Origin of the sequence: Alkalimarinus alittae, from assembly GCF_026016465.1 — a bacterium.
Lineage (GTDB): Bacteria > Pseudomonadota > Gammaproteobacteria > Pseudomonadales > Oleiphilaceae > Alkalimarinus > Alkalimarinus alittae.
This window is the reverse complement of record NZ_CP100390.1, coordinates 1,959,794-1,975,563: the sequence shown is the minus strand read 5'-3', so window position 1 is coordinate 1,975,563 and position 15,770 is coordinate 1,959,794. Positions and strand designations below refer to the sequence as shown.

Genomic DNA, 15,770 nt, shown 5'->3' with positions numbered 1-15,770 from the left:
AAATAAACGATTAAGCGAATTGTTCTTGATAGTGATCGAGCTCTGCAGCACTAATAATAAACACACCGTGGCCACCATACTCAAATTCGATCCATGTAAACGGAACCTCAGGGTAAGCAGCGTCTAACGCCTCCCAGCTATTTCCGGTTTCAACAATCAAAATCCCATCATCTGTTAAATGTTGTCGTGCATCAGATAATATTTCGCGAACAATATCTAACCCATCTTCACCCGCCGCCAACCCCATCTGAGGCTCGTTATGAAACTCTTGAGGCATTTCAGCAATATCTTTTGCATCAACATACGGCGGGTTAGACACAATGATTTGATATTGCTTCGTCACATGTTGAAAAACATCGGACTCAATCACACTCACGCGATCTGCAAGATCATGTTTTTCAATATTAATGGCAGCTACATCTAGCGCATCTTTAGACAAGTCAACTAAATCGACATGCGCGTCGGGAAAGACCATTGCAGATGCAATGCCAATGCACCCGCTGCCCGTACAAAGGTCAAGTATATCGGTTACGTCTTCAGTTTGAAGCCAAGGCTGAAAACCGTTTTCTATTAATTCAGCGATAGGCGACCTAGGCACCAATACACGTTCATCGACATAAAAAGGCAAACCCATAAACCAAGCTTCGCGCATTAAGTAAGCAGACGGCACCCGATCAACCACCCTACTTTTAATTCTCGATAATATACGCTCTCGCTCTACCAACGTTAAGCGACTCTCCATAACTACGTCGGACATATCCCAAGGTAGATTAACCGTATTAAGGATCAACTGAACGGCTTCATCCCAAGGATTATCGGTACCATGGCCATAGAACACATTAGCTTGATTAAAGCATGTCATAGCATATCGTATGTAATCTCGAATAGTCTCTAATGCAGCAGTTACGTCATCTGAAAATAATACGTCAGTTTCTACTTTTTGTTCATCACAGGTATCGATAATCAATGTTCCCCTAGGGCTATTATTACGTGATTGACGCGTTATATTTTCAACTGGCATAAGCTAACCTAAATAAACAACGCTTAATACGTTACATTATAACGCTATTGATTCTAACTGTCCCTACTGGGTTGCATATACTGCCTGCTATGCTGATCGCTCTTCATACTTCAGCAATGCTTTTTCAGTTTGAGTCCTACCCAACTGTATAAGCTCAGGGGCTTTATGGTAGTCAAATGTTTTACACGAATTCTTAGGGATGTTAACCAGAACATCAGGCGGGTATCCCGCTAGTTTGTATTGAGTTAACGCGCTTTGCATCGCCTCAAATGACAAGTTCATGATATCAATCATACCAAAGGGTAGCTTGTGCCCCCCCTTTGCAACTTCAAAATCGCTTTGTGCGGTATCCTCTATAATCTTTTTGCTAGACGCGATCTCAGGGCTAGGTGATTCCGCACGCGTTTCCTGTGCATTATTACCTGAGTTATTCGTCGCTTCTTTCTCAAACAACGACGAGGCCTTGGTTTTCATCTTCCCCATCCATTGGTCAAGCTTAGATGACTCTTGGGGGTTATAAACATCGCGTAGTCGTATATTAGCGCCACTCTCGCCCCCGAGATTGACGGCAACAATCAAGTCAGCATGAGACGATATAGTCGGAAAAATCGGCAACGGGTTCAGCAACCCACCATCCACCAAGAGCCGCTCACCTAAAATGACCGGCGCCATTAAACTTGGAATAGCCACAGAAGCTCTAATTGCCTGATGCAACGGCCCTTCTTGAAACCAGATTTCTTTATGTGCTAAAAGGTCTGTAGCGACAGCCGTATAGGGAATGGGAAAGTCTTCAATATTGGTATCTCCAAGCAATTCACGCACAAACGTAAACACCCGATTACCTCTTATAGCCCCCGGCGATGTTAATGAAAAATCAACTAACTTAAGTACATCAAGCTGATCAAGACCAGTTGCCCAATCTTTAAACTCTGTGAGCTTATCGGCCGCATACACGCCACCAATCATTGCACCGATAGAGCAGCCGGCCACGGCGACAATCTCATAGCCACGCTCTTGAAGTACTTCAATTGCCCCAATATGGGCGTACCCCCGCGCACCACCACTCCCTAATACTAAGGCGACTGTTTTACCGTTTCCACTCATCGACACTGACACACGCTATCCTGTTGACCTGACCTCATACATACCTTGACCTCATGCATTACTTATCAAGCACCAATACTTCTACGCGATTACCTGAATGGGCACCTTGGCCGAACGGCACTAGCGGGCCTACGCCCATTACAGTAATTTTACTCGCATTAATGCCTCGTTTTTGCAGCAACGTTGAAACTTGGTCTGCTGCATTTGTTGAGCGTTCTATAGCTTCTTGCGTAGTTGTGTAGCCTTTCTGCAGATACCCAATAACGTATATTTTAGCATCCGGATTTGCCTGAGAGAGGCTTATAATTTTGTTAAATTCAGCCAAAGTCGGGTTGACTGTTACAATGCCATTCAAACCATAACTAAATATAAATAACGGATTTTTATCAGTGAGAGCAGCAGGTGCCAAATCACTCGATAAGGCAGTGTTTAACTTCAAGGTTTCTACATGCGCATAAACACGTCGATTTCCACGCTCTACTGCATAAACGCTCACCAACCACTGTTGATTATTATGTTCGATAGACGACACCATATAAAACTGTGAACCGTCTTCACCATAGAGCTTCGAAATATTAAATATATTCTGAGCCCAGTTACTACTTCTACCGCAATCTCGACTAGAGCACTGATATAGGATTTTTCCGCCCAGCTGTTTTATTTGTGATAAATAATGATCAAACGCCTGCTGAGTAGTATGCCCTTCGTTTATCCGATGAGTATCTTTTACACCGGTAACATCGACTCTTAGCTCTTTTTCGATACGTAATTGGTTATTAACACGACGAGGCACAGAAAGCGGCACGAGATAATCTTCATCATTAATTTCACCTGATTCAGAAAGACTAGAATGAGCGTAAGGCTTTATCGCTAACTCTTGAGCGAATGCGAATTGTGCAAGCCCCCCTCCCAATACGCCAATGAATAGGACTATAGTTCTTAACTTTATAAACCGTGCCATAACGCGCCCTTTAACAACCATATTTAAACCCTTTCCATTTTGGTGGTTCATTAACCTTACCTTACGCAACAAATCACTATTACTCATTAACTATTTTAATTGTGAGCATTAAACGTAATAAATTTATTAATAATATCAGCCGTCTTAGTGACATCACCGTCCAAATGAAAGTGATGGTGACCTGACACTTTATGCGTCTCAAGGGCTGCTATATAACTCAGCCTAGGGTTATACTTAGGCTCAAGAGAGACATAGCCATCTGAGGCAGCAATAAGACATACAGGGCATTCAACCCCCCTCATAAAACCCTCCACTTGAGGCTCAGACAAGCGAATCAGAGAAGGCTCTCTAAGACGAGCGTCTGTTGCCCAACTATAACCGTTTTGCCGTTTAATAAGCCCTCTCTCTAAAAGCACACGAGCAGCATCAGGTTCAATTTTGCCGAACCCCCCGAGTCGCACCTTAACCGCATCATCAATGGTGTGATAAACAGCTGGCATGCGAGGGGTAGAGAGACAAATTTTACTAATCGCTTTTCTTAACTGCTCTGACACTTGATCTTCTTTATCAACCATAGGTCCAAAAGAATCGAGCAATATTAATTGGCCAACCTTACTCGGTATTGCACTGGCTGTAAGTAACGAAATTATTCCACCCAACGAGTGGCCAAGTAGAACAACCTGATTAAGCGCTAACGACTTAATTAACCCCACAATATCAACGACATAATCCATTAAGTGATATATCTGACCTTTGTCGCGATGATCACTAAGGCCGTGCCCCGGTAAATCAACGGCTATTAATCTAATATTAGAAAGATCCATTTTCTCGGATAAACGACTAAAAGACGCTGCATTGTCTAGCCATCCATGAATCGCTAAGACAGGAATACCATCAGGATTGCCTGATTCAACGTATGCGAGCTTTATTCGATCAGTATTTATCGTCTTACCCACAAAAGCCATCATTGCATCTTCTTATACATTAAGCACGTCGATTAAATAGAGTGCGATAGTTGTTTGAAGTAATCTCTGCGATCTCTTCAATACTCACTCCTTTCAGATCGGCAATGCAGCGAGCCACTTCAGGAACATACTTAGGTTCATTAGGTTTCCCGCGATGAGGGATGGGCGCCAGATAGGGGGAGTCTGTTTCGATTAAAATTCGCTCAAGCGGAACATTTTTCACTACGGAGCGTAGCGCTTCAGCATTTTTGAACGTGACGATACCTGAAAATGAAATATAGTAGTTTAAGTCAATGGCTCTTTTCGCCATATCCCAATTCTCAGTAAAGCAATGTAGAACACCGCCCACATCAATGTCACCTTCCCGCTCAATAATCGCTAAAGTATCTTCTCTTGCATCACGGGTATGTACGATGACAGGTTTCTTGCAGATTTTAGAAGCATTCAAGTGAACAGAAAATCGACTCTGCTGCTCATCTTTACGGTCCTCACTATAGTAATAATCAAGCCCCGTTTCACCAATTGCGATCACCTTCGAGTGATCTGCTAGGGCCAACAGACGTTCCAACGTAGGCTCCTCTCCTACATCTGTGCCAGGATGAACACCGACCGATGCATAGACACTGTCATAAGCATCAGCTGCCGCTAACACCTGATCAATGTTTTCAAGATCGATAGCAACGCACAACATCTCGCTTACACCGACATCGTGTGCCGCTTCAATAGCACCATCAAGCCCATTTTCATATTTTTCAAGCTTTAAACGATCAAGATGGCAGTGAGAATCAACAAACATTAAATACTCCACAAAAAAAGGCCAGCAACACGCGTCAACCGGCCTTCGAATTAAATACTTATACCAACTACATAGTATGAGTTGGACGGTCTGAATTAAGTGACCCAGCAAGATAGGTTTCAATTTTGTTTTTGGCGGTTTCGTCCTCGCCATTGAACTGAACGCCAATACCTGCAGCCCTGTTGCCTTGAGCGCCCTTTGGGGTTACCCAAATAACCTTGCCAGCGACAGGAATCTTTTCGGGCTCATCCATTAGGTTTAATAATAGAAAAACCTCATCCCCAAGATGATAGCTTTTTGAAGTTGGGATGAACAATCCACCGTTTTTAATAAACGGCATGTATGCAGCATAAAGTACTGCTTTGTCTTTAATTGTTAGGGTTAGTATACCGCTACGAGCACCAAAGCCAGGTGGCATTACACATTCTTCCTATAGTTTTATTTTAGATATCTGTTTATTGTAGATAAATACAGAATTTATTCCAGAGCTAACAACTAGATACCGACCTAAGCTGGCGTCTTCTGCATTAGCTCACTCCACCCTACTAACACATTTTCGATCAATATTTGGTGATTAGGGTTAGTTTTACGTGCAACTAAATCGCACGTTGTTTGAACCTTATCGAGTAGCTCGTAAAATCGAGCAGCAGAATGTTTCTCAGCTAAGTACTGGATCATTTTTAAAAGTGTATCATCTTTTACTAACTGTGCGTCCTTGGTCATAGAAAAACGTATCAGCTGCTGAAGCCACGTAACATTCCAAGCCAAAACAAGTTGCAGCTCATATTTTTGCCATTTAGCGGCCACGGACACCACCGTAACCTCGCGTTTTAAGACTTTTGCAAGATCAGCAATCATCGATTGTTTCTGCGCAACCGCCTCACTGCCAGCTAATTCAACCGCCTTAATGGGGCTTCCTGCAGCTAGGAGTAACAAGTCTTCGAGCAGCGCACTTTCAGGTAGCGCTTGCGATAACCACGCCATCGACTGTTGATGATTTGGCATTGGAAAATCAACAACCTGACAACGCGACCGAATCGTTGGCAGCATACGACCAGGATGATCAACGACCAAAATAATAAGTGTTTTTTGAGAAGGCTCTTCTAGAGACTTTAAAAGTGCGTTGGCTGCACTTGTATTCATAGCCTCTGCAGGGTGAATAATCGCCACTTTGTAACCGCCCTGCTGGCTTGATTTAGAAATATATTCATTCAATTGTCGAATTTGATCAACTTTGACGATGGTCGATTTTTCTTCAGGTGAAAAATACCGAATATCAGGATGAGCCTCTGCCTGTACTAAATGACAATTTTTACAACGCCCACAAGGTACTGGCCCTGGGTTCCCTTGGTTATTATCGTACGCCTGCTCGCATAACACCAAGTTAGCAAGTGTATCGGCAAATAATGTTTTTCCTGTTCCGCCCACACCACTCAGCATTAACGCGTGCGGTAAACGACCACTGGAAAAGACAGTGGTGAGCTTATCCCACTGGGAAGCCTGCCAAGGGTAGTATAAATCAGGAAGACCACTGACAGTGGTATTGGTTAAATTATCATTCATAAAGATCTTACGCGGGTTTCTGCGTTCTCAAGCGACGATTTTTAATATCCCTAACAAGGGTTTTTCTTTTTTCTTTCATACTTTTTAAGAGGCTAACTTCATCAGGCTTATTTTCGTCACAGGCATATTGCAACCAATAAAAGCAGTCGGACAGATAATCAAGGCTCTTTTTATGGTGAGGAAAACGACCCACTAATCGATTGGTAAACTGCTTAGGGGTTTCACCTACCGCCCTCTTTACTCCAATTTTTTCAAGTGATGAACAAAAACGTTCGAATTCTAGCACGACTTTGTCGACCGTCCTTCGTTTTTTACTATAACCCAAAACGACAAAGGCTAAGGTGACCATTACGCCACCCAAAACAGCCATTATCAATGCCAGCGATTTAAACGAAACATCACCCAACCATCGACTTAAAAATTTGTACTGCGTTTGCCCATCATACCCTACCACCCATTTCTGCCAGTTGTAGTTAATTGAGTCTAACCGTAAACGCATCCACCGAACGAGTTCTATTCTGTTATAACGAGCAGACGAAAAGGCATTATCTGATAAAAAAGTACCTTCATCTCGGACTGCTTCTTCAAGCCCCTGCTCTATACGATCAGGTGCGACCATGGCCGTAGGGTCATAACGCAACCACCCCGTACTCTCATGCCAAACCTCAACCCACGCGTGTGCATCATACTGATGAACCATTAAGTAACCTTCTTGCTCATTAATTTCCCCCCCTTGATAACCCACCAACACCCTTGACGGAATGCCTGCCAACCTAAGCATATACACTAAACTGCCCGCATAATGCGCACAGAAACCGCGTTGAGTACTGAACATAAAATCATCAAAGAAAGCGCCACTGGTACGAGGTGGACGGAGCGTATAATGAAAAGGTTGCTCTCTGAAATAGCTCATCAGGTATTCTGTTAACTCGACCTGACTCAAGTCTTTCGCGAGTAACGCCTTAATAAAAGCACGCGTTTGAGGGTTTCCTGTAGACGGCAATTGCAAATAACGCTTCATTTCTTTAGCGCTAAGCGCCCGTACAGGTGCCTCTGTGTTTGAGGATTGTTGATTTAATGCTAATACACCTAAATCATAAGATAGTTTATAACGAGTAGGCTGAATTACATTACTTTTAAACCGAACATACCCCCGCTCGCTCATAAATATATTACTTGAAGCCACTTCCGAGCCTGCAAGCCCATAAGCCCACTTTTTATCGGTGGGCTCAATCAGAACAGTGTAACTAGGTTGCCCTTCAGTATCATCAGTCCGCACTTCATTTAACCGCCCCATAAAAGATCTCGCCAAATACTCACTAGAGCGCCATGTATCCCCCTCTAAAAAATCTAGCGCTAAACCGCGCCAATACAGCTCGCTTTTAGCAGGAATTTCACCCGAAAACTCAACTCTAAAGGCTCTAGCTGACGACTGTGTTAGTTCTGCGATCTGGCCTGGGGACATCGAATCACTGATGCCTGTATATGCCTTACCGGTTGATAAAGGGATACTCCATAAAGGGGCAATTCTTGGAAAAAACATAAAAATGGCAATGACCAATGGTACCGCAACCATTATCAATTTAGTGACCTCAATAACTCTAACCTTGCGCGGTATTGTTAACGTGCCCTTATGCAATGAAAACAATACCGATAACGCAACGAACGCAGCTGAAATTTGATAGAGCGCTGTAATAAACGTCTGAGAAAACAAAAACTGACAAGCACAAAGATAGAGCAGTATAAATACGAACAAATAACAGTCTTTAGCAAACTTAACTTCAATAAGTTTGAGCGATACCGACATCACAAAAAAGGCTACAGCAGTCTCAACTGAAAACTGATGCCGGTAGGTCATATAAAAAGCAGCAATGGCAATAAAAACCAATAACGTCTTAGCGCGAGCATTAGGGTAAGGCAACCAGCCCTTGTAAATCCCCACTCTTAATAATGCAATCACGACAGATGATATCGCCAACCAAGCAGACACATTCGAATAATGAGGCAACATCACTGCAAAAAACGCCACTAACAAGGCAAACAATGCGTTTCTGGGTATTAAGCTATCATGACTGTGTTGCATTAGTGTGTGTCCATCATGCTAAGGCTAAAGCGCGTAAACATTGCATTTTATGATTATCGCCTGACGAAGGCTCTACCACGCCGCCAGGAAAGACCATTCCAAAACGCCCCCCCTTTCGATGAGAATCAAGCACATCATGGCATAAATAGCTGAGTCGTTGTTCTTTGTTACCGCTAGTGTAATCAGAATAGTTAAGCCAGCAAGTAGATGAGGACACGCCATCAAACTCCTTGACGTATAATTCTCCCTTTGATGCATAGTGCTTCCACGCTATACGGTTAGGCGAATCACCTAGCGCATAATCACGCAACCCCGAGAGTTCATCTTCTCCCTTTACCTTTACACCCTCTTCAAAATCATCACCACTAGAAGCCTCAACAAGTGATCGATCACCTTTTAGCGGCGTTGGAAAAACCAGTGCTTGCTTTTCAAATGCTAACCATGTCCAGGCTCTGATCAAACCTAAAGGGTATACCGTTTCTAATCGTATTCGTCCCAATGAAACAAGCCCTCGATGAGTCGCAGGTATAGTTAGCGCAACCGCGGCAACCTCAGATGCTGAAATATCAACTTTCTTAATTGGCTGGTTAGGCACGCTGAAGAATAAAGATTCACAGTATTGATTAGGCTTACTTTTTAGCGCAAATGAATAAACCGCCTCTTCGCCAACAAAGCATTCATTTGTCGCTACTAAAGACAAGTGAAGCCCCGATAAGTTTTTAAAGCAAAAAATAATCGAGAACACAAACAGCGAACCTAACAAAAAAGTAAAAAGATAAACGAGACTACTCTGATAATTAATTGCCGTCAGCAACAATAACAGCAACAAACCTACAAACAAACCGCCCTCTTTAGTCGGGAAAATATACACATTCCGCTGAGTAAGTGTCTTGATATCTGACACAGGACTCCGTCGAGCAACCCATTGAAAAAACGTCTTTCTCATCAATGCTTTCATAGCGAGGATAATCGCCTCAAATCAGTTAATTATTTATAACAAAGTCAACATGTTACTGTTATCGACTGGTTTCTTTACGTTTAATAACAAAATATGATAAGTCATCACTTGAAAAAGATTTGAATAAGCCAAATACTGGAGAGTATAGGAGATGTATTAATAGATAGCAGTATCAGAGTGTTCTTGGTATATCGTTAGCATTTAAGCTGACCTAAGAGGCTCAAACCATCAAAAACATCTTATACGACTCAAATCACACAAGAGAACGTTCATGAAAAACAAAACAACATCAATCATCACTAAAGCAAAAAACAATGCTTTTGTTGGAGGCAGTGCTGTTTTGTGTGTTTCAACTCTGACAGCATTACTATCTGCTGGTGCATCTGCCGATGTAAAGTCACTCACCAGTTCAGAGCTAACTGAAACCTACATAAAAGACTCTACCATTATAGTAACCCCTAAGAAAAAGAAACAAGAAGCAAAAAAGAAAACACTAGGGAGCATCACCATTTCTCCAGCAGAACCAGAAAAGTCTGAAGAGGAAGAGCTGCTAGAATTTGAGCAAGCGGTATATGAAACAGAAGTACAGACCACAGGCGCTATTCTAAACACAGAAGAGCAACTAAGGGAGCTTGCGTTTTCGACTACAGGACCACAAATAGAAGCGCTACGCCCGAAGGTTCCTGATGTAGATATTCCTTATACTCAACGACCAGATTTAGATTTTATAGATCTCACCCAAAACTTTAGTTACGCCCCTGTTGGAAACGACTTGGGAATCAGCAGAAACGAAGACCAACTAACGTTCTCTATTGGTAATCTACCTGGGGTTAACACCATCAATCTACCACAAGGCATTAACGAAGGCCCTGTTCTCCTAGTTCCACGACAAGGTGGCGGGTTTGATTTAACGATTGATATACCCAAGAACTAAAAACCCTCAATTAACGCTAAGAATCCATTTATGGTGCTTTCTTAGCGTTACTGACTACCCACTACGTCTCTCAACAACCTCTCTCGCCCCCAACTTTCTGTATAAAATTGTCGCTAAAGCTATAAAAATTGAATTCCATTACCATTTAATGTGAACCAATAATTGTTTCACAAAGATAATAGTGGCTGAATTTTGGCGTATTTAATACCATCAGAGTAATAGGACATTCTTATAATTAAAATATGTTTATTCATGGAGTTATAAATGAGATCTTTTTCTCGTTGGGCCATATCGTTAGCATTTTTGGCGGTTTTATCTTTATTAAGCGCCTGCAGCGAGACTAAAAGCGCCGACACCCCCAGCATTCTGGGCACACCACCAAAGCTTGCTTATATAGACGTACTCTATGAGTATGAGTTTGGTGCAGACGGCGGAGACAAAATACTCACCTACCGAATAATAGACGCCCCAAAATGGCTTAAAATCGAAAGCACGAATGGCGCAAAACCTGCATTTAGAATCTACGGTGTACCCAAACTTGAAAATGGTGAAAACTTTAACACCTATGAAGATACACCGTTCAATATCACCCTAGAAGTTACTGACGGCTCAAGAAGCCAACAGTTTAGCTATAAAGTCACGCTTCAAAAGAACAAAGTTGATTTTGCACTGGCCACAGTCGAGGTGGTAGAAGGTGCTCAAGCAGAAGAAATAGGCGAAGATGTTTTTGACAAAGAATGCAAACTTCCCTCTTTAAAGCCAAAAACAGTGGGCGGAAAAACAGCCTACCCGCTACCTATATTTGTCACAATGGCACAACCATCTGTTTCAGATGTAACACTAAGAGTCAGTATAACCACCGCCTTCACCGACTCGAAAGACTCACGAGACATAAGCAACATTCGTAGTGCCCAAGCAGATATTGACTATAACAGTGAAGAAAAATTTGTAACCCTTAAAGCAGGTGTACAAGCCTGCTTATTTGCTATTGATATCTTTGACGATAATATTATCGAAGCTACTGAGTCGTTTGATCTAACACTCATAGAGGCAACAGAAGGCTGGGTTGAGCATGAAAGACCAGGCAAAGCAAAAGTTAACATTGTAGACGATGAACCCAGCGTAGACTTCACAGGCGAAGACATTGTGCTTAGCGAAGGTGAAACCAGCAAAAAATATGACGTAACACTGTCTGAAGCCGTTGACTACCAGGTATCTGTCGAGGTTTTTGCCGATGAAAAACTATCGACTGCAACAGCAGATGACTACACATTATCTTCAACAACACTGACATTTGAAAAAGGTACCACTAAAAAAACATTTTCGGTTAAAATTCTGACCGATCCAGATGCCATCGATACATCAAAAGGGCTTGATGAAACAATCGTTATAAAAACCGATGTATCAGATATCTTTGAGCTAGTCCCACTTAACATTACCATTAACGAATGGATCGACATCAAACAAACAGCTTCATCAGTCGACAATAAGCAATCACACGCACTTATCACCGACTCAGATGGCAACGTAGTTATACTCAACAGTATCGACAACGCCACAAAAGATGTTGAGATATTGTTTCTAGACCGTCGATCAAACGCCAACCCGTTTACCAACCCTATAGACGATAGCACTATCGAATCCACAGCTCCTGCAGGAGACGACACCCCAGTAGCAATGGACTATATGCTTACCGGCAGCAACAACAACTTGGTTGTAGTCATAGAAACAACCGGGAAAATAAGTGAAACGGCAGGCGAAACGCACCTTGGCTTAAAAGATATTTTTGTACGAAAATACACCCGAAAGAAATCAAAAGATTACTATGAAAAAGTGTGGGAAAGACAAATAGGTACAGATAAAGATGACGTGCCAACAGGCGTTTATTTTGACCCTCTTGGAGACGTTATTGTCTATGGTTACTCTGAAGGCTCATTACCCAGTAACACTAACGCAGGCGGCAAAGATGCATTCATGGCCAAACTTGATAAAGATGATGGCAGTGATATGTGGACAAAACTAATCGGTAGCGGAGGCAATGACATCGCCACAGGTGCAACTTACAATGGCATATCACACGTTATTGTAGGCACCACAACAGGCACACTTCAAGGCTCAAACGCAGGATCATCTATTGACGGCTTTATAGTCGCTATTAATGATGACGGAACAACCAAAAACATTCACCAGTTCGGCACTATAAGCGATGATCAAGTAACAGGCGTTACCGCTTACAACAACTTGATAAGAGTTGCAGGATACAGTGAGGGGGACTTTACGTTGATTGATAAAAACACCATCGACCCCAACAACCCTAGAAACTCAATTGACGGCTATTATATAGCCTTTAATACCGCTTATAGTCAATCGGATACCGTTACGTGGGGAGACAATTTTGCACCAGAAACAACGACATCCATCAGCAGCTTTGATGAGAAGTCGTATATTGGCGGCCTAACTGAGGGCACCTTAACAGGCGAAACCACTAAAGGGGGGCCCGACGCAACCTTGATTGCTATCGACTCTAGCGCGCTGAAGAGCAACATTATGTGGAGATCTCAGTTTGGTACCGGAGCAGATGACCAAGTAATCTCATTAGATTCTGACAAAAATAAAGTCATGGTGCTATGGGAAACTAATAACGGCGGCCCAACCAGTTACAACATTACACCCTTCAGCTCGAACGGTAAGAACTTAACCGAATAATCACCTTGTTGATCGCTAAAAGAATAAAAAGAATAGGTGCAGGCACTAAACGCACCTATTCTTCACACCTCACACCTCACACCTACCATTCTAAACGCAACCTAGCCATCAAGCACAACGCTACCCTACCGCTAAATCCAAACTAGAAACGTATATCCACCCCTTCTTTAATCTCAAAGTTTTAGTGGCTAAGTGCTGCATTCTAAATTAACACTCTATTCTTATAATTGATTTTTTTTGATAGAGTTTTCAATATAAACTTAAGACAGGGAGAGACCTTTTAAGCAAAGGTATTGGGTAATGGTAGCATGGCGACTAGAGACTGATTCCATTAAAAATAGGCGGGATAGATAGACAATAAAATACCAGAAGCGTTACCCCCTTCTGGTATTAGTGCTAAATAGTCAATTAATGACCATAAATTTCAAACGAAGAACCATTTAACTGAAGGTCATTTACATAAACAGACCCTATTGAGGCGCCACCTATATTAATAGTAGGAAGAACAATGTCGGCCTCAAACTGAACCACATCAAACTTTAACCCTTTACTACCTTTATAGATGTTTAAGTTAACCGGCATCATCAAATCTGATACACCGTAACTACTCACTTCCATATTCTCGATATAACCTGTGCCTGCAATAACAGCATCTTCGATACCGATACCCAAGAAATCAATTTCAACATCTAGGTCATCAATACCAAAACCTGCCTGGAGATTAATAACACTCGTGGCTTCATCTATTCTGATCTTTAACTCGGACGCAACACCGGTAAAACTTAGGCTCGACAATAAGGTAGTGTGACTAATCCCAGTAGACTGCATGAGCCTCCAAGCGCCTGTCGACACACCAAAATCGACCAAATTACCGTAAGCGGGCAACGGCTTAGCCACTATCCACAAATCACCATCATTCGCTACGTCTATATCAAGCTTAATTCCATCAAGCATATCACCCGAGTGAGAGCCTGGCCCCCAATCGATATTGAAATACTTCTGCTTGTTAGCACCGCCAATTAGAATATTTTCTATTGCGATACTACCGCCATCTGTGTACCGAAACTCTCCCATTTTCACTTTTGCACTTAGATCAATGGATATACCTGCCTGACCCGTCACATCACCCAACATACCATCATCAAGTGGTTGAATGTCCGCATGTGCGACAACAGGCAAGATAGAAAGCATCGACACGAATAGTTTACTATTCAAGTTCATCATCATATTCCTTTTATTATTGATGCTTGCTCAATGGTTGCAGCCTTACAGCATTACTCCCCTATACAGTAATAAAGAACCCGCAACCAGTGCATTTAACAGCTCAGTAACCCTAAAATTTACCCTTAAAGACTTACTAATCCGTTAAATTTTTTCAAAAAAAAAGCCACCCAATATGGGTGGCCTCTTCTTATACCATTGATGGTACGATCTTAGTGACCGTAAACATCCATAGTAGCAGTAACTTCTAGATCAGTGATGTAAACACTACCGATTGAAGTTCCACCTAAGTAGATATCTTCCATATCCATGTCTGCAGAGAAGTCTTTAACGTCAATGAACAGACCTTTAGCGCTAGCAGATACAACTGCTGCTGCGTGAGCGTAACCAGCTGTTGCTAGCTTGTTAGCACCACGGCTGTTGTTCATAGCGAAACGACCGATTTCAACATCCATGAAATCAAATTTCATAGCGTTAGCGGCTGAGTTTCCTGCCACACCACCTTCAACCTGGAAGTAAGCACTAACTGCTAGCTTAGAAGTATCTTCGTCGATGATGATATCAACAGGACCGATCTTACCACCCAACGCGATACCAGAAACAAGAACAGTGTTAGCTGCTGCTGCTGGAGCAAGTGGATCAACACTTGAACCTACAACGTAATCACTCTTACGTAGAGCAACCTCACCTAGCTTGAAGCCAAAATCTACGCCGTCAAACTTAGTGTTAGCTGCATCGTAACCGTTAGTAGTACCCAAGTGGATTACTAGATCGCCATCAGCGATTGCGCCATCAGCTAAGCCAGCGCCAGTTTCAAGAAGCTGTGCAACTGAAGTTACGTCTGCATCACCAGGAGTACCTGAGTAAGTACCTGCACGGTGAGCTGCGTATGCACCAATTGCTTGCTGCTGCTTAAGGTCTGAAGTTTGTGCTGCAAGATCAGCTAAACCAGTCGCTGGAGAATCAGCGATGTAGTCATTGATTTGTGCTTCAAGACCGAACTTGAAGTCACCGTTTGATTCGCCAGCACCGGCAACGTCTACAGTGATAGTGATGTTATCTAATGCAGTCTTAGAAGTGTCACCAGTAACGATACCAGATCCACCTAATTCCATACCAGTCATCGAGATGAAACCGCCATCTTTATACGCGATTTCGCCAACTTTTACGTTAGCAGTCAAATCGATAGTCAAACCTGCTTGACCAGTCATCTCGCCCATTACAGCATCATCAAGAGACTTAAGTTCTGCTTGTGCGCCAGCAGAGATAGCAGTGATTGCTGTTACTAATGCAATTTTATTCAGGCCTTTCATATTATATTCCTTAAAATATAGATTGTTTTTGTTATTCAAATAACACCGCTCGGCTTTTGATTTGTTTTTACTTTGCCGTTTGGTTAATGATCATTCTACGCAGTTAACGGTTAACTTCCGTGAAGATAGTCACACTTTGTTACTC

General features: G+C 42.5%; 13 protein-coding genes. 2 read left to right on the top strand and 11 right to left on the bottom strand.

Going from position 1 to position 15,770, the window contains the following annotated elements; all coding sequences use genetic code 11:
• Nucleotides 1-10: 10 nt before the first annotated feature.
• The 9 genes from prmB to NKI27_RS08915 all read right to left on the bottom strand — a co-directional run bounded on the left by prmB (nt 11) and on the right by NKI27_RS08915 (nt 9,451).
• Nucleotides 11-1,021: a 50S ribosomal protein L3 N(5)-glutamine methyltransferase gene (gene prmB / locus NKI27_RS08955; protein WP_265049317.1), complete on the bottom strand. Its 1,011-nt coding sequence runs from the start codon at nt 1,019-1,021 to the stop codon at nt 11-13.
• Nucleotides 1,022-1,108: 87 nt separating this feature from the next.
• On the bottom strand, nt 1,109-2,137 hold the full coding sequence (locus NKI27_RS08950; RefSeq protein WP_265049316.1) for a patatin-like phospholipase family protein: 1,029 nt from the start codon (nt 2,135-2,137) through the stop codon (nt 1,109-1,111).
• Nucleotides 2,138-2,183: 46 nt separating this feature from the next.
• A complete protein-coding gene (locus NKI27_RS08945; protein ID WP_265049315.1) occupies nt 2,184-3,137 on the bottom strand; it encodes a DUF4892 domain-containing protein in 954 nt (317 codons plus the stop codon).
• A 44-nt stretch (nt 3,138-3,181) separates the two neighbouring features.
• Nucleotides 3,182-4,054, bottom strand: coding sequence for an alpha/beta fold hydrolase (locus NKI27_RS08940; protein WP_265049314.1), 873 nt, complete (start codon nt 4,052-4,054; stop codon nt 3,182-3,184).
• Nucleotides 4,055-4,070: 16 nt separating this feature from the next.
• The gene (locus NKI27_RS08935) at nt 4,071-4,847 is read right to left on the bottom strand and encodes a TatD family hydrolase (protein ID WP_265049313.1); all 777 of its coding nucleotides are present in this window, start codon (nt 4,845-4,847) and stop codon (nt 4,071-4,073) included.
• Between the two features lie 67 nt (nt 4,848-4,914).
• Nucleotides 4,915-5,265: a PilZ domain-containing protein gene (locus NKI27_RS08930; RefSeq protein WP_265049312.1), complete on the bottom strand. Its 351-nt coding sequence runs from the start codon at nt 5,263-5,265 to the stop codon at nt 4,915-4,917.
• Between the two features lie 89 nt (nt 5,266-5,354).
• Complete coding sequence (locus tag NKI27_RS08925) at nt 5,355-6,410, bottom strand: DNA polymerase III subunit delta' (protein ID WP_265049311.1); 1,056 nt, start codon at nt 6,408-6,410, stop codon at nt 5,355-5,357.
• 7 nt (nt 6,411-6,417) lie between these two features.
• Nucleotides 6,418-8,493 (bottom strand): transglutaminase family protein, encoded by a 2,076-nt coding sequence (locus NKI27_RS08920; RefSeq protein ID WP_265049310.1) that lies wholly within the window; start codon nt 8,491-8,493, stop codon nt 6,418-6,420.
• Between the two features lie 13 nt (nt 8,494-8,506).
• Nucleotides 8,507-9,451, bottom strand: a complete 945-nt coding sequence (locus NKI27_RS08915; protein WP_265049309.1) for a DUF58 domain-containing protein — start codon at nt 9,449-9,451, stop codon at nt 8,507-8,509.
• Nucleotides 9,452-9,722: 271 nt separating this feature from the next.
• Between NKI27_RS08915 and NKI27_RS08910 the strand changes: the two genes are divergently transcribed.
• Nucleotides 9,723-10,385 carry a hypothetical protein gene (locus NKI27_RS08910; RefSeq protein WP_265049308.1) on the top strand — a complete coding sequence of 221 codons (663 nt, stop codon included), beginning with the start codon at nt 9,723-9,725 and terminating at the stop codon, nt 10,383-10,385.
• A 264-nt stretch (nt 10,386-10,649) separates the two neighbouring features.
• On the top strand, nt 10,650-13,091 hold the full coding sequence (locus NKI27_RS08905; protein ID WP_265049307.1) for a Calx-beta domain-containing protein: 2,442 nt from the start codon (nt 10,650-10,652) through the stop codon (nt 13,089-13,091).
• Nucleotides 13,092-13,499: 408 nt separating this feature from the next.
• Here the strand turns inward: NKI27_RS08905 and NKI27_RS08900 are convergent, their stop codons facing one another.
• Both NKI27_RS08900 and NKI27_RS08895 read right to left on the bottom strand, forming a co-directional pair.
• Nucleotides 13,500-14,306 carry a DUF6160 family protein gene (locus NKI27_RS08900; protein ID WP_265049306.1) on the bottom strand — a complete coding sequence of 269 codons (807 nt, stop codon included), beginning with the start codon at nt 14,304-14,306 and terminating at the stop codon, nt 13,500-13,502.
• Nucleotides 14,307-14,524: 218 nt separating this feature from the next.
• Nucleotides 14,525-15,625 carry a DUF6160 family protein gene (locus NKI27_RS08895; RefSeq protein ID WP_265049305.1) on the bottom strand — a complete coding sequence of 367 codons (1,101 nt, stop codon included), beginning with the start codon at nt 15,623-15,625 and terminating at the stop codon, nt 14,525-14,527.
• Nucleotides 15,626-15,770 lie beyond the last annotated feature (145 nt).

Bases quoted from the DNA above. Each gene is read 5' to 3' on its own strand.
- NKI27_RS08945 (WP_265049315.1), bottom strand. From the start codon at position 3,137: ATGAACCACCAAAATGGAAAGGGTTTAAATATGGTTGTTAAAGGGCGC.
- NKI27_RS08910 (WP_265049308.1), top strand. From the start codon at position 9,723: ATGAAAAACAAAACAACATCAATCATCACTAAAGCAAAAAACAATGCT.
- prmB (WP_265049317.1), bottom strand. From the start codon at position 1,021: ATGCCAGTTGAAAATATAACGCGTCAATCACGTAATAATAGCCCTAGG.
- NKI27_RS08895 (WP_265049305.1), bottom strand. From the start codon at position 15,625: ATGAAAGGCCTGAATAAAATTGCATTAGTAACAGCAATCACTGCTATC.
- NKI27_RS08920 (WP_265049310.1), bottom strand. From the start codon at position 8,493: ATGCAACACAGTCATGATAGCTTAATACCCAGAAACGCATTGTTTGCC.
- NKI27_RS08930 (WP_265049312.1), bottom strand. From the start codon at position 5,265: ATGCCACCTGGCTTTGGTGCTCGTAGCGGTATACTAACCCTAACAATT.
- NKI27_RS08935 (WP_265049313.1), bottom strand. From the start codon at position 4,847: ATGTTTGTTGATTCTCACTGCCATCTTGATCGTTTAAAGCTTGAAAAA.
- NKI27_RS08940 (WP_265049314.1), bottom strand. From the start codon at position 4,054: ATGATGGCTTTTGTGGGTAAGACGATAAATACTGATCGAATAAAGCTC.
- NKI27_RS08905 (WP_265049307.1), top strand. From the start codon at position 10,650: ATGAGATCTTTTTCTCGTTGGGCCATATCGTTAGCATTTTTGGCGGTT.
- NKI27_RS08925 (WP_265049311.1), bottom strand. From the start codon at position 6,410: ATGAATGATAATTTAACCAATACCACTGTCAGTGGTCTTCCTGATTTA.
- NKI27_RS08915 (WP_265049309.1), bottom strand. From the start codon at position 9,451: ATGAAAGCATTGATGAGAAAGACGTTTTTTCAATGGGTTGCTCGACGG.